Here is an 18,637-nt window from a genome sequence, read left to right as displayed (position 1 = left end):
TGGTAGTGTGGGGTTACCCATGTGAGAGTAAGTCATCGCCAGCTCATTATTCTAAACACCCCCTTCAATAGAAGGGGGTGTTTTTTTATGCAGTAAAGAATGAATTAAAGATATAAAAATAAAAGCCCTCATTAGAGGGCCTTGTATCAAATAATAGATTAAAGTTGTCGTCGAGCGTGTTTTAACGCAGTTCTTAGGCCTTCCTCTACCGTTGGATGGTAGAAAGGGTGATCTAGAATTTCATCAACAGTAAGATCACTGGAGATAGCCCAAGCGAGCAAATGTGCTAAATGTTCTGCTGAATAACAAAGAAATTCTGCTCCGAGAAGTTTACGTGAGTGTCGATCGACATAAACCTCTACAGCCCCAATATTTTGTCCATTTACAATCGCTCGTCCTTGCTTTTCGTAGGATACGATACCTGTAACGAACTCATGATTGGCTTTACGCAGTGTTTGATAATTGGAGCCGATCCCTGCCATTTCTGGCGAACTAAACATAATACCCAATGGGGTAAGACTTTTTTTCTGACTCGATTGATGTTGATTGAGGCAATTATGAACCGCCAATTTACCTTCATAAGACGCTTCATGCTGGATAGGCGTTGAAGTAAATGCATCACCTACAATGTAAATGGGGTAGTCACCAAGCTGTTTAGTGGTTGGATCAACAGGTAGTTGCTTTAGATCAATAAATTCATCATTTATATGTTGAATATTTAACGTATCTAAATTCGTAGTACGACCAGTCGCAGATAATAGGTAATCAACTTCTATAGCTTTATTGCTACCATTTTCGATAAAGTTAATTTGAACCTTATCTTCGCCTAATTTCTCAACCTGCTCGGGTAAAATCTCATATTTGATATTTAATTCTTTTGAGAATATTTCTTGAGCAAGCGTTTGTAAGTCTGGGCTAGTCAATGAACCAATTTTTTTACTGCGAGCAAAAACTGTTGTTTCTACACCTAGACGCTGCATGGCTTGTGCAAGTTCGATTGCAATGACACCGCTTCCAATTACAGCTAAACTTTTTGGTAAAGTAGGTATTTCAAAGACTTGATCAGAAGTTAAATATAAATGACCAAGTTTTTGTTGCCAATTTTGATTTACTGTTGGTCTTGAACCAACAGCGATAATGAACGATTTAGCTTGGTATTTCTTATTATTAACATTGATTGTGTTTGCATTTACAAATGTTGCGCGACCTGAAATTTTGTGCGCTGTAGGCCATGAATTAACGTCCTTCAATGTTGCTTTAGTAAATCGATCACGTAATTGCTGTACATGTTGCATAACATCTGTAGTGTCAATTTGAGAAGAAATTTTTAGCCCAAGTTGTTCTGAAGTTCTCGCATTATAGGCAAGATTAGCTGATGAAATTAGAACTTTACTCGGCATACAACCTACTCGAGCACAAGTGGTATCCCACGGACCGTCGTTCACAACAAGTATATTTTGTGTAGTTTTAATGGCTTCTTTATAAGCTGAAATACCAGCAGTACCAGCTCCAATAATAATGATATCGTACATATTGTATTGAATAAGAATGAGTTGAATTCACTATATAAAAAAACCTTCGATGAAGAAGGTTTTTTTTCAAATTATTACACTTAAACCTTTAACTTTTGGTGATATCCACATTATTGAAAATTTGTATTATTTAAAACTAAGTATTTTCATGGTTGTTATTGAAAGAAGATGAAAGAAAAAGGCGCTTGTGCGCCTTTAAAATGAATAAGATATATTCATCTTACAATGATGTACCTGCATGCACACCAACAGTTGGTTTTACATTCATCGATGTGCAACCGAATAAAAGAAACGAACAACATAATGCAATACAAATTTTATTCATGAATGAGTCCTAATGAATTTGCTTTATTAAATAGTAACGTAGAACGACTACCTGACTTACATACTAAAAGTATAGGTTTAGGTAGACTATTGTAATACTTCGCAAACTCATGAACATCTGCATCTGTTATTTGACCTGAAATAACAGGTTGGTAAATCAAACTGATTTTAGACTTTTCGGCTAAAGCTCTTAATTCACTTGCAGTTGTTTCGTTACCTGATTCTTGATCAGGACGGTTAACGATCACAGACTTAAATCCCTGCTGCATTAAGGCATTGAATTTTGTAGACGTCATATGGCCCGATACACTCACAGATGGATTAAGTGCTTTACTGAGCGGTTCTGATGCTGAATGACTTAGCGTTACGATACTAAAAATGAAGGTGGAAAGGATGAATCTAAACCACATCTTAGTCATCAAGCAAATCCATTTGTTTTGCTAATTGGTAGAGATTGTTAGAGCGATTTCCCGTACGACAGAACATTAATACTGGTTTTGGTAGCTCATTGAAATGATTTGCAAAAGTACGAACATCAAGCTCAGTAATTTGACCTGCAACTACAGGTTGATATACATAATCTAAGCCTTGAGCGCGTGCAGCTTCTTCAATTTGGGCACTTGTTGGCTGTTCTGGTCCGCCTTCCATATCGGGGCGATTATTAATCACAGATTTAAATCCTTTTTCAACAACTTGAACTAAATGTTCTGGCCCAATTTGACCAGCAAAACCTACATTTTCACTCATTGCGTCACTCCCAAAATAAATTAAAAGACTATGCTACTATCATAGCATCTCGCTCTGATATGAGCTGTGATCGACACAAAAAATTTAAAATAAAAATCGTATGAATACATGCATGGAGCACCTATGTACGATTACACCGTAGAGCCGCTGTACGTACAAAAAGCAAATGAATTGATCGCTGCTGACCTTTATTTGCCTGTCAAAGTTAAAAGACCTCCTGTGCTTATTATGGCGCATGGTTTTGCAGGATTACGTCAATTCAAATTAATCCAATATGCGCAACGTTTTGCTCAAGCAGGTTTTGCGGTTGTACTCTTTGACTATCGTTGTTGGGGAGGCAGTACGGGTAAACCAAGAGAAATGGTCTCTGTCCGTCAGCAGCTAGAAGATTGGTATGCTGTGATTGCGCATATCAAATTATTCCCTTTGGTTGATGGGCACCACCTTTTCTTATGGGGAACGGGTCTGAGTGGCGGATATGTTCTAAAACTTGCATCTGAGTTAAATGGGATTTGGGCTGCAATAGCGCAAGTACCCTTTGTGGATGGAAATGCCAGCGGTAAAATATATCCAATTCAACATATGGCGCAGGCTTTAAAGTTATCGAGTCAGGATTTAATGGCAGCCAAAGTTGGACGTATTGGAAAAACAATGCCTGTCGTTCATCCCTATGCATTAAGTTTCTACCCGAGTCAGGATAGTTATCAAGGGTATATGTCGATCGTCGATTCAAACTATTATTGGAGCGGTGAGGTGCCTGCAAGAGCTATGTTAGACGTCATACGATTTCGACCGATTACTACGGCAAGAAGTATTAAAATTCCTGTGTTATTTATAGCTGCCAAGAAAGATGCAATTATCCCCATAGAGATTAGTCGTGAAACTGCAACCAATATGGCACCTTATGTGGAATACCATGAGTGGAATATGACACATTTTGATATTTATCAAGCAAATTGGATGGAAAGCGCAATCAAGCTTCAATTAGAATTCTTAGATCAAAATAGAGGAGTAAACTCATGATTGTTGTTTGTCCATCTTGTGGCGCAAAAAATCGTGTACCTGAAGATAAAATCCAATCTCAGCCGAATTGTGGTCAATGTCATGAGCATTTGATTCCGCTTGCCCCTATTGAGCTGAATGAGCAAAACTTTAGTAACTTTATTACCAACAGTGATTTACCAGTATTGATTGATCTTTGGGCAGAATGGTGCGGACCTTGTAAAATGATGGCACCGCATTTTGCTGAAGTAGCTAAATCAAATCCGCATGTGGTTTTTGCGAAGATAGATACTGAAGCGAATCCGCGTTTAAGTGCTGCCTTTAATGTTCGTAGTATTCCAACGTTGGTATTGATGAATAAAACGAATGAAATTGCTAGAATAAGTGGTGCATTACGTGCAAATCAATTACAAGATTGGTTAGATCAGCAATTAAATACTTAACCAATAGGCCAATATTTGGAGTAACTGTGTCAGATTCTCAACTTAAGCCAGAAGGTACATTATCCCTTCAAACCATTGCTATGCCTGCAGATACCAACTGGAGTGGGGATGTTTTTGGTGGTTGGATTGTTTCACAAATGGATTTGGCTGGAGCTATTCATGCAGAGCGTTATACAAAAGGTCGCTGTGCAACCATTGCAATTAATCAAATGACATTCCTTGTGCCTGTTAAGGTAGGTGATGTCATTAGTTGTTATACTAAAATTTTAAAGCTCGGAAATACCTCAATTCAAATGCAAATTGAAGTATGGGATAGTCACGACTCTTCACGTCCAGCGAAAAGAGTGACAGAAGGTGTTTTCACTTTTGTTGCGGTGGATGTAAAAGGGGCAAAACGCCAGATTCCAGATGATGTTAAACAAAAGTTTCAAGAATCTCTAAGCATCTAATCACAAAAAATCCCAACATTGTTGGGATTTTTTATTAGGGAAACTTTTTTAGGATCAATATGATCATGAGCTTTATTGCTTAAGTTGAGATTTCGAAATCCAAGCCCAGAGCATTTCACATTGAATTGGTTCTTCGCCAGACTCATCTGTCACGATCACTTTGACAAGGGTCTCACCTTTTTCAGACTCTTGCATCTGTTTTTGTTGATCATCAGTCAATGTAGCGACTGCGGTCATCGCACCTTTAGATGGGCGTTTGAAATCTACTTTTAAACTTTTTATTAATACAATTGAGGTATCGGGTACATTCATGCCGGTAACAAAGCCTGTAGCTGTTTCAGCGATCAGCGCCATTGCGCATGCATGCACTTGACCAATATGATTTTGCATTGCTTTATGGTTTTCGATTTTAACGACAACTTTAGCATGACTAACTTCAAGATAACGTAATTTGGCAGTTCCCACCATTGGAACGACACGGCCAAAAGCTTTGCTCCATAAAGTACTACGGATACCTTGTGGAAACTTAGATGTCGCTTTTACTAACTTAGATAAACGATTGCCTTTTGCCATGATCAGTTCCTATGATGGAGCAAAGAGATTAGTCTTTGAAATTGTTAAATTGAAGTGGGATACCGAATTGTTGTTCTTTTAAGAACGCCATAACTTGTTGTAATGTATCGCGCTTCTTGTCAGTGACTCGGATTTTATCGCCCTGAATAGAAGATTGCACTTTGATACCACTTTCTTTAATGGCTTTATTAATTTTTTTTGCTGTATCAGAGTCAAGACCGTCTTTAAGTTTAATCACTTGAATGACATTTTTGCCAGATGCTGTCATTTTTTGCGGATCTAGTGCTTGAACGTCGACTTTACGTTTATAAAAGTGATTTTCCAGCATGTTGTAAACTTGCTCACATTGGAAGTCACTTTCAGTCGAGATCTTAATTTCTTTATTTTTTTCGTTTAATTCGATCGAAACGTCTTGACCACGGAAGTCGAAACGCGTTCCGATTTCCTTTTGTGTGTTTTGAACTGCATGATTTACTTCAAAAATCTCTAATTCTGAAACAATATCGAAAGATGGCATAGTTTAGACCTTTACAAATAGAAAGAATATCTGAGATGCTAGGGATGTTTTCTTCATTTGCCAAGTGTTGTTTACATCAAAGGAGTGCGCAATGATCCGTAAACAAGAAATTACAACATTTGAGTTCCCAGCTGACGCGATTATCTGGGATGTACGTGATACAAGTGCTTATGCTGAAGCACATGTGAAAGGAGCGGTGAACCAACCGATTTCCACACTTTCAGCAGATAGTCTGACTCAAGTTGCAGCGGATCAACCGATTTACATTTTATGTGGCGGCGGAAGTAAAGCACCACGTGCTGCAGAACTATTAGAAGGCTTTGATAGTTCACGTGAATATGTGGTCTTAATGGGTGGTACTCGTGCTGCTCGTGAGGCAGGATTACCTTTAGAGCAAGGTTAATCATGGTTGAAAAAAAGCGCCTTATGGCGCTTTTTTAGTTTCAATAAATCATGGTGATTGAGTTTTAGCCTGAAAATATGGCTTCTTTATTCTTACTTTCTTTCTAAATCGATGAACATTGAGTTTATTGAGTAAAGTTTCAGATACAGGGCATGCTGTTTTTAAGATTTGAGCCACTAGAATTTCAGCACACAAAGGAGCAAATAAAAAGCCTTTAGAGCCCAAACCTGAGAGTGTATAAATTTCAGTATCAGATTCAACCTGACCTAAAAGCGGAAAATAATCCTGACTTTGTGCACGAACAGAAGCTCTACCATGCCAAGAATGATGGTCAGGAAATTGTGCAGCAATATCTGGTGCGAAATCTGCAAGTAACCTGTAGTTATGTTCATGATCTTCATCAAGAACATCTTGATCATCTCGATTAGGGTAAAAAGAAGCACCTAAAATGATTTGATGATCATTTAAAGGCATACAGTAGCCACCATAGCTATATGCTTCATGTTTCTTGAACTGTGTGGATGAAACATGGTTAAACCAGCTAACTTGACCACGTATTGGTTTTAAAATCGGGAAATCATCAAAAAGATTCATACTTTCACGGGCACAACAAATAATCACATGGTCAAATTGATATTGTTGTCCAACATGATCTGTTATACCGACTTGATGATTGGCAAGTAGATCCCACGATTTGATTGTCGCTTGCTGAAATTCGATCAGTTCATTCGATAATATTTCTTTAGCCAAATCATGTGGTCTGATTGTTCCAGCCTGTTTCAAGGTGAGGAATGCTTGGTTGAACAGGCTGTTTTTAGCAGCACAATTTGCTTCGAGTATGTTTTCTGGATATTGATTTGCAAGATCGAGAAGTTCATCAGCGTGTTTAAGAGGGATTTGATGGACTTGCGCGGCGTCAAAGGCTTCAAATTTTGAATAATGGTTCATTGCATGTTGCCATGCTAATGTCATTAAATGATCGGCACTTTGTTCAATTGGACAGAGCTTGGGATTCAATAAAGCCAGAGGATTTCCTGACGCGCCACTTAATGGCTCATGGCGGTCAAATAGGCTGACGCGGTGACCTCTTAATGCAAAGGCATAGGCACAACTTAAACCCGCAATTCCAGCGCCTACAATGCCTATACGGCGTTGAGAACTTGAGTGTGGTTTGTATTGGTAATCTTCGGGAGAGAGCTCACTTTTTTCAGCCTCTTCGTCTAAAGGCAGTAAAACTCCCTTTAGCATTTCACGTTTGTGTCCGAACCCTTTTGGGCGTGTAATTTTCACGCCGTGTTTTTTTAATCCTCTTTTGAGGATTCCAGCAACACTGAAAGAGGCAAAAGTAGTTCCAATATCTGATAGTCGAATAATTTGATTCAGAACTTGATCTTCCCACATATCTGGATTACAGGCAGGAGCAAATCCATCTAAAAACCATGCATTGACAGTGCTAGTTTTGGCAATGACTGGAAAAACATCATGTGCATCACCTAACCAAATATCAATACTAAAACGCTCATCTGGAAAATGAAGGCGGTGGCATCCTGCAATCGGCAGTGGATATTGGGCAATGAGTTGATCTGATACATGTTTCAGTTCAGGCCAAGCATTTAAAGCTCGGATCAGATCAGCCTTGCTCAATGGAAATTTTTCCACCGTAATGACATGCAGTTGACTATGATTATTTGGACGAATTGATTGCCAAAGTTGCCAAAGGGTGAGGATATTTAAACCCGTGCCGAAGCCAGTTTCTCCGACTGTGAAATGTTCAAATGGTTTTAAGTCCGATAGGCGTTCATGTAGATCATTACCATTGATAAAGACATGACGCGTTTCAAGAAGGCCATTGGCTTTTGAAAAATAAACATCACCGAAAATTTTAGAAACTGGAATATCGATTCCATCAACGAGTTGCCAATCGAGATCAGCAGTTTGAATGGCCTGAGTCAAAATTTGAAACCTTTGAAAAGCGTGTCAGTGGTTTACCACTGACGACGTCGTTTTGTATAGATGTAACTGGCAATAATAAAGCCGACAAAAATACCGACAGCCATTGTTGCTGCACCGTACAAAAACATTTGAGCACTACGTTCACTTTGAAGCACCTGAATTTGTACACCTAAATTATCATTTTTTAGTTGTAATTCTTGATTCTGTGCTAAAGCTTCTAGGTTTGCTTTTTCAAGCTGTTGGAGACGTGTTGCTTGGTCTTTGACTAAAGCCTTTACTTTTGCTTCTTGAAGCGCTTTATTTCGTGCAATTTGTTCAGCTGTAAGTGGCTTTGCAGGCGTAGGTGTTGCTGGCTGAGACTGTGCAGCTGGATTCGCTGGTGCAGCAGTAGTTGCTGCGGGTTCAGCCCAAGCTGAAGATACCAATGCAAAACTGATGAAAAGAGCAGAGCGTGTCAAATTCATCATCTTATTCATGTGGTAATGCTTTATTAAAAGGTTTTACGTCAATGCTGGCATAAATACCTTCTTTTAAAAAAGGCTCATCTGCTAACCATTCATCTAACGCTTCACGGCTTTCAAAATCTAAAATAAGGGTGCTGCCATAAAATCCAGCTTGTGGGTTATTACGATCTTTTGGCATCGCGCCAGCGACGATTACGCGACCTTCCTCAGCCAGTTTTTCAAGGCGTGCAAGGTGTTGTGGGCGTGTTGCTAAGCGTTTTTCAACAGTACCTTCTTGGTCGGTACACGTCACTACAAATAAGGGCATGGCGAAATCTCTATATCCTCTTTCAACACGATTATTCTTCTGCAGATTTAAAGTGTTTTCGTAAAATGATGAATTGAATAATGATAAATGAAAACATCACAATCATGTCACCAAAAGCAGTAAATTCACCCCAATATTTTCCATCCATGAACACGAAAGCAAAGAAAATATGCAATGATGCCATACCAACAAACATCGCGGCCCAAGCATAGTTTAAATTTTTCCATCCCTGCGGTGTTAAATTTAAAATAGGACCAAATAAGCGTTGAATGAGAGGTTTGCGGTCTTTACCAAAATAAGGTGAAATTAAGAAAGCACCAGCAAATACAAAATTCAAGATCGCTGCTTTGAGACGAATATAAAAATCATCACTCAACATGAGAGTAATCCCACCAAAAATCACCGTCATAAATAAAACAATCCATTGTTGTTTATCAAGATGAAATTTTTGGCGGACAAATAATGCACCGTAGACCACGAGCATAGAAATGATTAAGCCCGTTGTAGCAACGAGAATATGGTTATTATCGACGCCACCTGCAGAGCCGATCCATTGCAGTAAAGGGTGATTGTTATCTTTGGGATCGACAGTTTTGTAAAGCCAAAAGAAAATTATGAGTGGCACAAAGTCTAAAAGTGCTTTCATGTTAAAGTATCTATGCAGTTCAGGTGGAAGGATTAGTATAAAAGATGCAAGGCGTAGATTTACACACACATAGTAATATTTCTGATGGAACTTTGTCGCCAGAGTTACTGGTTCAAGCTGCGCTCGAAAAAGGGATACATACCCTTGCACTGACTGACCACGATAGCATGGATGGTTTGGTTTTGGCTGAAAAAGTTGCAAAAAATCAACCAATTCAAATTATTTCAGGTGTGGAAATTTCAAGTCAGTGGTCTAGACCTTCGACCAAAAAAAGTTATGGTGTGCATGTGGTCGCACTGAATATGCAATCACCTGATCCTTTGCATAAGCTACTAGAACAACAAAAGATGATTCGAGCTGAACGTGCTCAACTCATCTGTGAATTGTTGAAGCCTCTTATTGGAGAGGATATTTACGCGGATGTGGTTGCGAAGGTCGAGGGTATACCTGATCGTGTGACACGAACCCATATTGCGAAGACGCTGGTCGAGAAGGGTCATGTTTCACGTCCGCAACAAGCTTTTGACAAATATATCAAAGAAGGTAAAAAAGCTTATGTTCAGTTTGAAGGACTTGGTCTGGAGGAAACGATACGTGTAATTCATGAGGCTCAAGGGTTTGCTGTTTTGGCACATCCTACCCGTTATGATTTATCTGCGACGAACATTCGTTATTTAATTGAAATATTTGCACGTTACGGAGGCGACGCAGTTGAGTTGCCACCTGCGATTGAGCCTACCTCGACGCGACAAATGGTAGACCGAATGATTGCCGAATTTGGGCTTAAAGTATCAGTTGGAAGTGATTTCCATGGAGATAATATGCCATGGATAAAATTGGGGAATATCCCTCAAGTGAAAGAGGGGCAGGTTGGCATCTGGGAAAGTTTTATTGTATAGAAATTCTCTTATAACAACAGATAAGAGAATTTCAGGCGGCGATAAGACATTCAGTTGTCATGAATCAAAGTAAGTTGTGATCTTGTGCTTGGATCGGTGGAGGAGTTGGTTTTCCTAAAGTCCCGAGTAGTTCAATCTCGATTGTACGAACCATGGCATCGAGTGGAAGATCATTACTTTGTGTACCAAAAGGCTCTTCTATTTCAGAGCTGAGCGCATCAAGCCCCAAAAACGTATATGCTAAAATACCGACTAAAAGTGGCGTCGCCAAACCGAGCACCGAGCCTAAACTAAATGGAAGCATAAAACAGAAAAAATAAACGGTACGGTTTAAGAGTACTGAATAAGCATAAGGTAAAGGAGTTGTAGCAATACGATCACAGCCTGTTTGAACCAAACTTAATTCAGTTACATGTTGGTTCATTTGTGTATAAATAATGTCTGAAATTTCGCCTTCTTTCAGTGACTGCATCAACTCCCATTGAATCAAACTTAATGTGTATTGTGGTGCATTGGCTTGCTGGTAAAGTTGAGTTAAAGCTTGTGGGCTCATGCCACTGGTTTGATGCAAAGCATCGGGACTGACTGTTTGATGACGAAGACGGTCACGCAGTACGTTAGCAAAAACAATCATATGCTGAATTACACGTTCACGACGACCTTGCGGCAAGATCCGGCAGTCTCGATCGAAATGTCGAGCATTGGCGATTAAGCTCCCCCATAATTTACGCGCTTCCCACCAACGGTCATAACACGCCGAATTTTTGAAACCTAAAAAAATCGACAATACTACTCCGATCAGTGTAAACCCAACCAAAGGAATTTCAGGGAATCTATAGAGATTTATATATTCAATTCCCCCCACGATTGCTGAAATCAGCATAACGATTCCAAGTGGAGGTAATACCTTCGGTAAGATGGTTCCACGCCATGAAAATAATAGTTTTAGCGTATCGGTTTGATCACGAACAATCATGTAAATCAATCTTTCATTTTTCTATGATCTTCACTAGTTCAGCGAGTATTGTCAATGATAAAAAATGGAAACTTCGAGCAATTTTATTCTGTAATTTATAGACTTATTCTCGGATCAGTTGGTGCTCCATAAAAGAGTAGCTGCCTTCGGTGGAAATGATGACATGATCGAGTAATTTAACCTCAATTAAATTACAAGCTCTACTTAAAGATTTCGTCAAATTGATATCGTCAATTGAGGGCTGAGGAATTCCTAACGGATGATTATGTGCAATAATCACAGCACTCGCCTGAGTGTGGATGATATGTCGAATAAACTGATTAATTGAAACTGCACAGTGGTTAGTAGAACCAAAGAATAATTTTTTAAAATTAATTTTTCTGAGCCTTGCATCTAAACAGAGTACCGCGAAAATCTCTTGAGATTCGCCAATAAGTTCATAACGAAGATAATCTTGAATTAAATCAGAGCGACTTAAATCAATTTGTTGGTTCAATTGATGTTGCAAGTAACGCCGTCCAAGCTCTTTTACAGCCATCAATTGAGAGTATTTAGTGTCTCCCATGCCATGGAACATGCGAATTTCGTCTATCGATGCATCAAACACTGCATTTAAGCTTCCAAAATGTTGCAACATCAATCTTGCTAATTCGACTGCAGAGTGTTGTTGAGATCCTGATCTTAAAAAGATGGCGAGCAGTTCTGCATCAGAGAGGCTATGAGCACCTTGGCGGAGTAATCTTTCTCTCGGTCGTTCTTGTTCGGGCCATTGTTTGATCGAATTATTCATTATTATTCACTGTTTTAAATTATTTTAACTTTTGAATATTCACCAAGGTATATCTTGGGTGGCAGAATATTTAATGCTATTGTGAGCGCCACTGCAATAAAAAGGTGACGTGATCTTGAGTTTTGATCTTAGTGTGTTCTCCAATAAAAATATTATTCTTGCTGTTACTGGTGGTATTGCTGCTTATAAAAGTGCCATCTTAGTACGCCGACTTAAAGATTACGGATTTAATGTCCGAGTTGTAATGACTCAAGGTGCCCAAGCTTTTATTACGCCGCTTACCTTTCAAGCATTGTCGGGTAATCCAGTACATACTGAACTTCTAGATACAGAAGCTGAAGCTGGAATGGGGCATATCGAATTAGCACGATGGGCGGATTTGGTGCTTGTCGCTCCTGCCAGTTGTGACAGTATTGCTAAATTTGCTTGCGGACTAGCGGATGATTTACTCAGTACACTCTATTTGGCAACAAAAGCACCTGTTTGGATCGCACCAGCCATGAATCAACAAATGTGGGCGGCTAAAGCAACACAGCGCAATTTGAGTACTTTGGTCGATGATGGTGTGCATGTCATTATGCCTGAGGCGGGTTCTCAAGCGTGTGGCGATGTTGGATTAGGACGTATGCCTGAGCCTGAAGATTTAGCTGAACAGGTACGAGAATATTTCCATAAAGCGCAGCGTGCAATTGCAGAAAAATTTGGCTTGCTGGCGGGTAAAAAAGTGACGATTACCGCAGGTCCAACTCGAGAGGCAATTGATCCAGTGCGCTATATTTCAAATCACAGCACTGGAAAAATGGGGTTTGCTATTGCTGCTGCATGTTATTCAGCAGGTGCTGAGGTGACACTGATTGCGGGTCCTGTCAGTTTAGATACACCGAATGGGGTGAAGCGTTTAAATGTATCTTCAGCGAGACAGATGCTTGATTTAAGCATGAATCAGTTGGAAACAGGATGTGATGTATTTATTGCGACAGCTGCCGTAGCGGATTATCGTGTTGCAGAAGTTGCGGAACATAAAATCAAAAAAGCTGGTGATGAGTTAGCTGTCTCTCTTGTTAAAAATCCTGATATCGTGGCGACGATAGCTTTACAAGACAAACGTCCATTTATGGTCGGTTTTGCAGCTGAAACGCGTAATGTTGAAGAATATGCCGCAGGTAAATTGGTGGCTAAGAAACTAGATATGATCGCATGCAATGATGTTTCAAGAGCGGATATTGGTTTTGCTTCAGATGAAAATGCGATGACTGTGTTTTTTGCTGAACAATATGAAATGGAAAAACGTGATCTTGAAAAAGCTTCAAAGCAAGAAATTGCACAACGATTGGTTGAAGCTATCCATGATGCATTACATCAAGAAAAACGACCTGTTTAAATGTAGGATATAAAAAAGACCGCAAATGCGGTCTTTTTTATAAGGGTAAACTTAATCAGACCATTAAGCTTGACCTTCAGCAGCGGCAGCTTGAGCGCGTTGCATGTTCGCCTCAAACTCAGCATCAAAGTTAATCGGTGTAAGAAGTAATTGAGGGAAGCTACCTTTAGTTACAAGATCATTCACCGCTTCACGAAGGAATGGGAACAAAATATTAGGGCAATAAGCACCAAGAATGTACGGAAGACGTTCATCTTCAACGCCATCAATCAAGAAAATACCTGATTGTGTTACGTCTACGATAAATGCAGTTTCACCTGCATTCGCAGCTTGTACAACCACTTTTAAAGAAACTTCAAAATGAGTTGGATCTACCTTTTCAGCTGATGAAGAAAGATTGATGTTTAACTCAGGTTGCCATTCTTTTGTAAAAACCGCAGCACCAGGAACTTCAAAAGAAATGTCTTTTGTATAAATACGTTCTAATGCTAATTGTGGTTGAACTTGTTGTTCTTCACTCATTCTTAATTCCTTAGATTTAGTGATTATGCCAATAATTCGTCTAGTTTACCTTCACGCTCTAAAGCATAAAGTTGGTCGAAACCACCGATGAATTGATCTTTAATGAAAATTTGTGGCACTGTGCGGTGGTTGGTTTTTTGCATTAACTCAACACGAACCTCAGGTGCTTCTTTTGATAAATTAATTTCTTTGTACTCAATGCCTTTACGTTCAAGGAGTTGCTTTGCACGTACGCAATAAGGACACATCGTTGTTGAATATACAGTCACTTGAGCTGTCATTTTACAAACTCCTTAAGCTTTTTTGCTTTTTACTAAAGGTAAGCCTTGAGCTTTCCAGTTACTGATGCCACCGTCTAAACGATAACTATCTGTATGACCGACTTGTTGTAGAGCAGAGCCTGCAACTTGGCCTAAATTACAAATGAATACCAATGGACGGTCCGCAGCTTTTAATTCTTCAACATTTGCAGCAATTTGACTATATGGAATATTACGACTACCGCTAATATGACCTTCACGGAAATCTTTAGCATCGCGCAAATCAATCAGCATCGCATTTTTAGCTTTCACTAAAATTCCGAGCGATTGTGGCGAAATTTTACGACCACTACGTTGTCCTTCAAAAACGAAAAACAAAACAATAAGGGCCCCTAAAATTGCAAATAAAAAGGGGTGATTCCCCATAAATTCGAACCAACGTTCCACAAATCACCTAATGACTAATTAAAAACTGCGTTGAGTATAACGTATATATATGGTGATCAAAATCACCGCTTCAAGGGTGGACTTAAAGAAAACTAATTTTTTTGTTGCGCCTCAGTAATCTCATCAATTAGACGTAAATAACTTTCTAAACGTCTTTGTAAAATATCACCATTTTTGACACCTTCTTTAAGCGCACATTGCTTTTCGTGCGTATGGGTGCAATTGCGATACTGACAATGTCCTAAGAGTGCAGAAATTTCAGGAAAGCCACCATCGATTTTCTCATGATCTAGATGCCATAAGCCAAATTCACGAATACCTGGGGAGTCGATTAAAGCACCATTTTCACCAAAACGAATTAAACGTGTTGAGGTCGTGGTATGTTGACCGAGTGCGGAGTTTTCTGAAATGACATTGGTTTTTTGATCAGCATCAGGAATGATGGCATTAATAAGTGTACTTTTCCCAACACCTGATTGACCTACAAATGCAACAGTTTGGTTGTCAATACGTTGAATCAACTCATCTAAATTACCATTGGATTGGGTCAGGATGAAATCATAACCAAGTTGACGATATTCTTCTGCTAACAGCAAAATTGGATCATTTTCTTTCAGTAAATCACATTTGTTTAATACTAATAAAGCTGGAATATTGGCATCTTCACATGCAACCAAATAACGATCAATTAGGGTTGGTGCAGGTTCTGGTAACGGTGCAATCACAATGACGATCAGGCTGATATTTGCAGCTACTGGTTTTACTTTGTGATAACGATCTGGGCGAGTCAACAAAGATTGTCGCGGTTGAATCGCTGTGATAATACCTAAGCCAGTATTTGGATCTGCTTGCCATTTTACGCGATCACCTGTAACCAATAATTCTAAATTGGTACGGGTATGACAGCGCCAAACGCTATTCAATTCAATAGGTTTCCAAAAAGGTTCTGGCTCACCTTCTTTGGTATCTGGTTTTATTGGATGTTGATCAGGCAAGGAGAGGGCTTGTACTTCGAGTTGTCGACCATAGTGTTGGACGACTAAGCCTTCTAAGTCGTGAGACGTGTCGATTTCTTCTTGACGTGTTTGATGTTGTTTCTGAATACGACGTTGTTGTTGCTCTGTCAAACGACGCTTACGAATTAAAGCCATTCACAACCTAAAAAACCTTGAAATTTAGATGGCAAAAATAGCATGATGAGCCATGGATTTACAGCCAAGATCGGAATAATTTGCTACTATCCATCTTTAATTTAGCCCAATAAGATTGCACTTTATGAGCAGCACCCCAGATACCCGCTTAATTTGGATCGACCTTGAAATGACAGGGTTAGATACAGACAATGATCAAATTATTGAAATTGCAACGATTATTACAGATGATCATTTAAATATTCTTGCTGAAGGCCCAGTGTTAGCTGTACATCAGTCAGATATTATTTTAAATGCGATGGATGAATGGAATACACGTCAGCACGGGCAATCTGGACTTATTGAACGCGTACGCCGTAGTAAGTTAACTGCGCAAGATGCTGAGCAACAAACACTTGAATTCTTAAAAAAATGGGTCAATCCAAAATCATCTCCAATGTGTGGAAACTCAATTTGCCAAGATCGCCGTTTCTTACATCGTTTAATGCCAGAGCTTGAGCAGTTCTTCCATTACCGTAATTTGGATGTCTCTTCTGTTAAAGAGTTAGCAAAACGCTGGCGCCCAGAAATTATGAGTGGTTTAAAGAAAAATGCTTCTCATCTTGCGATGGATGATATTCGTGACTCAATTGCTGAATTGAAGTATTACCGTCAATATTTTTTCATCTCAAATAATTAAAAAGTTCTGTTGCATTTTTAGAAAAGGGGCTAAGGCCTCTTTTTTTATAGATTTTATAAATGATCGAAAGAACAAAGTATTAATTAAAATGATTAAAAATTGATAGCAAAAAATAAACTGACTTTTATGTTGATTGATCTCAGAATAGTGAAAATTTAAGAATGATAACAGAGACTAAGTTATGCAAAGTAGTAATCCGATTTTAACCCGTGTAGAGACTGTATCCAATTATCAACAACCCATGACGATTCAAGGCGCGATTCAGAAATCTGTTGTATTAACTGTGATTTCGGCAGCGGTGGGTATCGCGCTGTTTATTTATAGCTTTATGACTTTAAATGTCTCACTCGCTTATGCCAGTGCGATGGTGGGGGCGATTGGTGGATTCATTCTGGCACTCATTACTACTTTTAAGCCGAATACTGCTCGAACTTTGGCTATTCCATATGCTTTATTTCAAGGTGCATTTTTAGGGGGGATTTCAGTCATATTTCAACTGAAATATCCTGGTGTTCCTTTAAAGGCTTTGCTCGCAACATTTGTCACGACTTTGGTGATGTTCGCGCTTTATCGTTTTCAAATTATTCGTGCGACTGAGAAATTTAAAGCGGTTGTGTTCTCAGCCACCATTGCGATTGCGATTGTATTTGTTCTCCAATTCATTATGAGTTTAGCTTTTGGTTCGAGCATTCCATATATATTTGATAATAATTGGCTAGGTTTAGGATTTGCAGCTTTTGTGGCCATTATTGCATCATTAAATCTAATTTTAGATTTCGACCTGATTGAAAATGCCGCAGCTCAATATGCGCCTAAAGCGATGGAATGGTTATGTGGTATTGCCTTGTTAGCCACTTTAGTTTGGATGTATTTCTCTTTCTTGCGTTTAATTGGTCTACTGTCTAGTAATGACTAATGTAGTTCAGCTAAGGCGTGTAAAAAGATCAGACTGATGTCTGATCTTTTTTTAGCGTCTAATTCGGTTTAACAATTTTTTGAAAAAAGATGCATTATGCAATTTCGTAAATGCTCTAGACTTGGCATCATGCATGAAAATTAATTTGAGTGAGAGTCACATGGCACAAGGACTATTAGCAGGTAAACGTTTTTTAATCGCGGGTGTTGCGAGTAAATTGTCGATTGCATTCGGTGTTGCAGAAGCTCTACACCGTGAAGGTGCAGAATTGGCATTTACCTATCCTAATGAAAAAATGAAGAAGCGTGTTGATGACTTTGCTGAACAGTTTGGTTCAAAACTAGTTTTTCCATGTGATGTTGCTGTTGATGCTGAAATCGAACAAGCATTTGCTGAATTAGCAAAACATTGGGATGGTTTGGATGGCGTAGTGCATTCAATTGGTTTTGCACCAGCACATACTTTAGATGGTGATTTTACTGAAGTTACTGATCGTGAAGGTTTTAAAATCGCACATGACATCAGTGCCTATAGCTTTATTGCCATGGCTCGTGCGGCAAAACCACTTTTAACTGCTCGTCAGGGCTGTTTGCTCACACTCACTTACCAAGGTTCAGAGCGTGTGATGCCAAACTATAATGTTATGGGATTGGCGAAAGCATCTTTAGAGGCTGGTGTTCGTTACTTGGCTTCAAGTTTGGGTGCTGAAGGAATTCGTGTCAATGCGATTTCAGCTGGTCCAATTCGTACGCTTGCGGCTTCAGGTATCAAGTCTTTCCGTAAGATGCTTGATCTGAATGAAAAGGTTGCACCTTTAAAGCGTAATGTTACGATTGAAGATGTAGGTAATGCGGCATTATTCTTATGTTCACCATGGGCGAATGGTATTACTGGCGAAATTTTATATGTAGATGCTGGTTACAATACGGTGGGTATGAGTGCAGATTTAATGCTAACAGAATAAATCTCATCTTAATAAGAAATAAAAATCGGCAATTTATTGCCGATTTTTTTTACATTTTTTAAAGTTCATTTATGTAACCAAGACTAGGTAAATCGTATTTTTTTTGATTAAATATTAAGAAATTCTTTAGCCTTATTAAATTATAAAAGACAGATAATAACCATGCTTGCCAACATCTTTTCGGCATTGGAACAGCTCGGCCTAACCGCCCAAAACAGAGCCCTCCACATCCAATTCAGTCATTCACAACTGAATAGCCAAGTCTTCCTACAACGCATCGATGGCAGCCATG

At 39.1% G+C, this 18,637-nt stretch carries 25 protein-coding genes; 10 read left to right on the top strand and 15 right to left on the bottom strand.

Annotation, left to right across the window (positions count from 1 at the left end):
• Positions 1-158 precede the first annotated feature (158 nt).
• The 3 genes from AC1M9C_RS14705 to AC1M9C_RS14695 form a co-directional block, all read right to left on the bottom strand.
• A complete protein-coding gene (locus tag AC1M9C_RS14705) occupies positions 159-1,532 on the bottom strand; it encodes a dihydrolipoyl dehydrogenase (RefSeq protein ID WP_481953952.1) in 1,374 nt (457 codons plus the stop codon).
• Positions 1,533-1,849: 317 nt separating this feature from the next.
• A complete protein-coding gene (locus tag AC1M9C_RS14700; protein WP_092768903.1) occupies positions 1,850-2,275 on the bottom strand; it encodes a protein tyrosine phosphatase family protein in 426 nt (141 codons plus the stop codon).
• Positions 2,268-2,603: a protein tyrosine phosphatase family protein gene (locus AC1M9C_RS14695; protein ID WP_035269714.1), complete on the bottom strand. Its 336-nt coding sequence runs from the start codon at positions 2,601-2,603 to the stop codon at positions 2,268-2,270. The genes AC1M9C_RS14700 and AC1M9C_RS14695 overlap by 8 nt, the downstream gene beginning before the upstream one ends.
• 123 nt (positions 2,604-2,726) lie before the next feature.
• On the opposite strand from AC1M9C_RS14695, the gene AC1M9C_RS14690 reads away from it, so the two are divergent.
• The 3 genes from AC1M9C_RS14690 to AC1M9C_RS14680 all read left to right on the top strand — a co-directional run bounded on the left by AC1M9C_RS14690 (position 2,727) and on the right by AC1M9C_RS14680 (position 4,497).
• Complete coding sequence (locus AC1M9C_RS14690) at positions 2,727-3,626, top strand: alpha/beta hydrolase (RefSeq protein ID WP_481587134.1); 900 nt, start codon at positions 2,727-2,729, stop codon at positions 3,624-3,626.
• Positions 3,623-4,048 (top strand): thioredoxin TrxC, encoded by a 426-nt coding sequence (trxC, locus tag AC1M9C_RS14685; protein ID WP_481953951.1) that lies wholly within the window; start codon positions 3,623-3,625, stop codon positions 4,046-4,048. Before AC1M9C_RS14690 ends, trxC begins: the two co-directional genes overlap by 4 nt.
• A gap of 80 nt (positions 4,049-4,128) precedes the next feature.
• Entirely contained in the window at positions 4,129-4,497 is a 369-nt protein-coding gene (locus AC1M9C_RS14680; protein ID WP_218945426.1) for an acyl-CoA thioesterase, read from the top strand.
• A 72-nt stretch (positions 4,498-4,569) separates the two neighbouring features.
• On the opposite strand, the gene AC1M9C_RS14675 is transcribed toward AC1M9C_RS14680, so the two are convergent.
• Both AC1M9C_RS14675 and AC1M9C_RS14670 read right to left on the bottom strand, forming a co-directional pair.
• On the bottom strand, positions 4,570-5,070 hold the full coding sequence (locus AC1M9C_RS14675) for a DUF4442 domain-containing protein (protein WP_481587135.1): 501 nt from the start codon (positions 5,068-5,070) through the stop codon (positions 4,570-4,572).
• A 28-nt stretch (positions 5,071-5,098) separates the two neighbouring features.
• The gene (locus AC1M9C_RS14670) at positions 5,099-5,587 is read right to left on the bottom strand and encodes a YajQ family cyclic di-GMP-binding protein (RefSeq protein WP_035269703.1); all 489 of its coding nucleotides are present in this window, start codon (positions 5,585-5,587) and stop codon (positions 5,099-5,101) included.
• A 91-nt stretch (positions 5,588-5,678) separates the two neighbouring features.
• Between AC1M9C_RS14670 and AC1M9C_RS14665 the strand changes: the two genes are divergently transcribed.
• Positions 5,679-5,990: a rhodanese-like domain-containing protein gene (locus tag AC1M9C_RS14665; protein ID WP_180000521.1), complete on the top strand. Its 312-nt coding sequence runs from the start codon at positions 5,679-5,681 to the stop codon at positions 5,988-5,990.
• A 48-nt stretch (positions 5,991-6,038) separates the two neighbouring features.
• Here the strand turns inward: AC1M9C_RS14665 and mnmC are convergent, their stop codons facing one another.
• Genes mnmC through AC1M9C_RS14645 form a run of 4 tightly spaced genes read right to left on the bottom strand, consistent with a single transcriptional unit; the run spans position 6,039 to position 9,360 of the window.
• Entirely contained in the window at positions 6,039-7,943 is a 1,905-nt protein-coding gene (gene mnmC, locus AC1M9C_RS14660; RefSeq protein ID WP_481953950.1) for a bifunctional tRNA (5-methylaminomethyl-2-thiouridine)(34)-methyltransferase MnmC2/FAD-dependent 5-carboxymethylaminomethyl-2-thiouridine(34) oxidoreductase MnmC1, read from the bottom strand.
• Positions 7,944-7,975: 32 nt separating this feature from the next.
• Positions 7,976-8,410 carry an SH3 domain-containing protein gene (locus tag AC1M9C_RS14655; RefSeq protein ID WP_481953953.1) on the bottom strand — a complete coding sequence of 145 codons (435 nt, stop codon included), beginning with the start codon at positions 8,408-8,410 and terminating at the stop codon, positions 7,976-7,978.
• A 1-nt stretch (position 8,411) separates the two neighbouring features.
• Positions 8,412-8,714, bottom strand: a complete 303-nt coding sequence (locus AC1M9C_RS14650; RefSeq protein WP_035269693.1) for a YciI family protein — start codon at positions 8,712-8,714, stop codon at positions 8,412-8,414.
• A gap of 31 nt (positions 8,715-8,745) precedes the next feature.
• Entirely contained in the window at positions 8,746-9,360 is a 615-nt protein-coding gene (locus AC1M9C_RS14645) for an inner membrane-spanning protein YciB (RefSeq protein WP_035269690.1), read from the bottom strand.
• A 44-nt stretch (positions 9,361-9,404) separates the two neighbouring features.
• Between AC1M9C_RS14645 and AC1M9C_RS14640 the strand changes: the two genes are divergently transcribed.
• Entirely contained in the window at positions 9,405-10,259 is an 855-nt protein-coding gene (locus AC1M9C_RS14640) for a PHP domain-containing protein (RefSeq protein ID WP_481598081.1), read from the top strand.
• 64 nt (positions 10,260-10,323) lie between these two features.
• Here AC1M9C_RS14640 and AC1M9C_RS14635 read toward each other — a convergent pair whose 3' ends face one another.
• Both AC1M9C_RS14635 and radC read right to left on the bottom strand, forming a co-directional pair.
• Positions 10,324-11,235 carry a bestrophin family protein gene (locus AC1M9C_RS14635; RefSeq protein ID WP_035269686.1) on the bottom strand — a complete coding sequence of 304 codons (912 nt, stop codon included), beginning with the start codon at positions 11,233-11,235 and terminating at the stop codon, positions 10,324-10,326.
• 103 nt (positions 11,236-11,338) lie between these two features.
• The gene (gene radC / locus AC1M9C_RS14630) at positions 11,339-12,025 is read right to left on the bottom strand and encodes a RadC family protein (RefSeq protein ID WP_035269684.1); all 687 of its coding nucleotides are present in this window, start codon (positions 12,023-12,025) and stop codon (positions 11,339-11,341) included.
• Between the two features lie 115 nt (positions 12,026-12,140).
• On the opposite strand from radC, the gene coaBC reads away from it, so the two are divergent.
• A complete protein-coding gene (gene coaBC / locus AC1M9C_RS14625; protein ID WP_481953949.1) occupies positions 12,141-13,406 on the top strand; it encodes a bifunctional phosphopantothenoylcysteine decarboxylase/phosphopantothenate--cysteine ligase CoaBC in 1,266 nt (421 codons plus the stop codon).
• Positions 13,407-13,469: 63 nt separating this feature from the next.
• On the opposite strand, the gene secB is transcribed toward coaBC, so the two are convergent.
• The 4 genes from secB to rsgA all read right to left on the bottom strand — a co-directional run bounded on the left by secB (position 13,470) and on the right by rsgA (position 15,786).
• Positions 13,470-13,928, bottom strand: coding sequence for a protein-export chaperone SecB (secB, locus tag AC1M9C_RS14620; protein ID WP_035270796.1), 459 nt, complete (start codon positions 13,926-13,928; stop codon positions 13,470-13,472).
• Between the two features lie 23 nt (positions 13,929-13,951).
• The gene (gene grxC, locus AC1M9C_RS14615; protein WP_035270794.1) at positions 13,952-14,209 is read right to left on the bottom strand and encodes a glutaredoxin 3; all 258 of its coding nucleotides are present in this window, start codon (positions 14,207-14,209) and stop codon (positions 13,952-13,954) included.
• A gap of 12 nt (positions 14,210-14,221) precedes the next feature.
• On the bottom strand, positions 14,222-14,635 hold the full coding sequence (locus AC1M9C_RS14610; protein WP_035270792.1) for a rhodanese-like domain-containing protein: 414 nt from the start codon (positions 14,633-14,635) through the stop codon (positions 14,222-14,224).
• Positions 14,636-14,727: 92 nt separating this feature from the next.
• Positions 14,728-15,786: a ribosome small subunit-dependent GTPase A gene (rsgA, locus tag AC1M9C_RS14605; protein WP_180000511.1), complete on the bottom strand. Its 1,059-nt coding sequence runs from the start codon at positions 15,784-15,786 to the stop codon at positions 14,728-14,730.
• Between the two features lie 124 nt (positions 15,787-15,910).
• Between rsgA and orn the strand changes: the two genes are divergently transcribed.
• The 4 genes from orn to AC1M9C_RS14585 form a co-directional block, all read left to right on the top strand.
• The gene (gene orn / locus AC1M9C_RS14600) at positions 15,911-16,465 is read left to right on the top strand and encodes an oligoribonuclease (protein ID WP_035270788.1); all 555 of its coding nucleotides are present in this window, start codon (positions 15,911-15,913) and stop codon (positions 16,463-16,465) included.
• Positions 16,466-16,646: 181 nt separating this feature from the next.
• A complete protein-coding gene (locus tag AC1M9C_RS14595; RefSeq protein ID WP_481953948.1) occupies positions 16,647-17,381 on the top strand; it encodes a Bax inhibitor-1/YccA family protein in 735 nt (244 codons plus the stop codon).
• Between the two features lie 160 nt (positions 17,382-17,541).
• Positions 17,542-18,345 (top strand): enoyl-ACP reductase FabI, encoded by an 804-nt coding sequence (locus tag AC1M9C_RS14590; protein ID WP_092768909.1) that lies wholly within the window; start codon positions 17,542-17,544, stop codon positions 18,343-18,345.
• A gap of 162 nt (positions 18,346-18,507) precedes the next feature.
• Positions 18,508-18,637, top strand: a 130-nt coding sequence (locus AC1M9C_RS14585) for a hypothetical protein (protein WP_481596688.1), incomplete at its 3' end; no start/stop codon positions are given.

Source organism: Acinetobacter sp. 24-47-39, assembly GCF_056783825.1.
This window is presented reverse-complemented; position numbering and strand designations above follow the sequence as displayed.

What these genes read in the sequence shown, in the direction of transcription:
- AC1M9C_RS14680 (WP_218945426.1), top strand. Translation starts at nt 4,129, where the DNA reads ATGCCTGCAGATACCAACTGGAGTGGGGATGTTTTTGGTGGTTGGATT.
- AC1M9C_RS14700 (WP_092768903.1), bottom strand. Translation starts at nt 2,275, where the DNA reads ATGACTAAGATGTGGTTTAGATTCATCCTTTCCACCTTCATTTTTAGT.
- grxC (WP_035270794.1), bottom strand. Translation starts at nt 14,209, where the DNA reads ATGACAGCTCAAGTGACTGTATATTCAACAACGATGTGTCCTTATTGC.
- AC1M9C_RS14665 (WP_180000521.1), top strand. Translation starts at nt 5,679, where the DNA reads ATGATCCGTAAACAAGAAATTACAACATTTGAGTTCCCAGCTGACGCG.
- radC (WP_035269684.1), bottom strand. Translation starts at nt 12,025, where the DNA reads ATGAATAATTCGATCAAACAATGGCCCGAACAAGAACGACCGAGAGAA.
- AC1M9C_RS14595 (WP_481953948.1), top strand. Translation starts at nt 16,647, where the DNA reads ATGCAAAGTAGTAATCCGATTTTAACCCGTGTAGAGACTGTATCCAAT.
- AC1M9C_RS14670 (WP_035269703.1), bottom strand. Translation starts at nt 5,587, where the DNA reads ATGCCATCTTTCGATATTGTTTCAGAATTAGAGATTTTTGAAGTAAAT.
- AC1M9C_RS14590 (WP_092768909.1), top strand. Translation starts at nt 17,542, where the DNA reads ATGGCACAAGGACTATTAGCAGGTAAACGTTTTTTAATCGCGGGTGTT.
- orn (WP_035270788.1), top strand. Translation starts at nt 15,911, where the DNA reads ATGAGCAGCACCCCAGATACCCGCTTAATTTGGATCGACCTTGAAATG.
- AC1M9C_RS14705 (WP_481953952.1), bottom strand. Translation starts at nt 1,532, where the DNA reads ATGTACGATATCATTATTATTGGAGCTGGTACTGCTGGTATTTCAGCT.
- trxC (WP_481953951.1), top strand. Translation starts at nt 3,623, where the DNA reads ATGATTGTTGTTTGTCCATCTTGTGGCGCAAAAAATCGTGTACCTGAA.
- AC1M9C_RS14695 (WP_035269714.1), bottom strand. Translation starts at nt 2,603, where the DNA reads ATGAGTGAAAATGTAGGTTTTGCTGGTCAAATTGGGCCAGAACATTTA.
- secB (WP_035270796.1), bottom strand. Translation starts at nt 13,928, where the DNA reads ATGAGTGAAGAACAACAAGTTCAACCACAATTAGCATTAGAACGTATT.
- AC1M9C_RS14655 (WP_481953953.1), bottom strand. Translation starts at nt 8,410, where the DNA reads ATGATGAATTTGACACGCTCTGCTCTTTTCATCAGTTTTGCATTGGTA.
- rsgA (WP_180000511.1), bottom strand. Translation starts at nt 15,786, where the DNA reads ATGGCTTTAATTCGTAAGCGTCGTTTGACAGAGCAACAACAACGTCGT.
- AC1M9C_RS14635 (WP_035269686.1), bottom strand. Translation starts at nt 11,235, where the DNA reads ATGATTGTTCGTGATCAAACCGATACGCTAAAACTATTATTTTCATGG.
- AC1M9C_RS14650 (WP_035269693.1), bottom strand. Translation starts at nt 8,714, where the DNA reads ATGCCCTTATTTGTAGTGACGTGTACCGACCAAGAAGGTACTGTTGAA.
- AC1M9C_RS14690 (WP_481587134.1), top strand. Translation starts at nt 2,727, where the DNA reads ATGTACGATTACACCGTAGAGCCGCTGTACGTACAAAAAGCAAATGAA.
- AC1M9C_RS14675 (WP_481587135.1), bottom strand. Translation starts at nt 5,070, where the DNA reads ATGGCAAAAGGCAATCGTTTATCTAAGTTAGTAAAAGCGACATCTAAG.
- AC1M9C_RS14640 (WP_481598081.1), top strand. Translation starts at nt 9,405, where the DNA reads ATGCAAGGCGTAGATTTACACACACATAGTAATATTTCTGATGGAACT.
- AC1M9C_RS14645 (WP_035269690.1), bottom strand. Translation starts at nt 9,360, where the DNA reads ATGAAAGCACTTTTAGACTTTGTGCCACTCATAATTTTCTTTTGGCTT.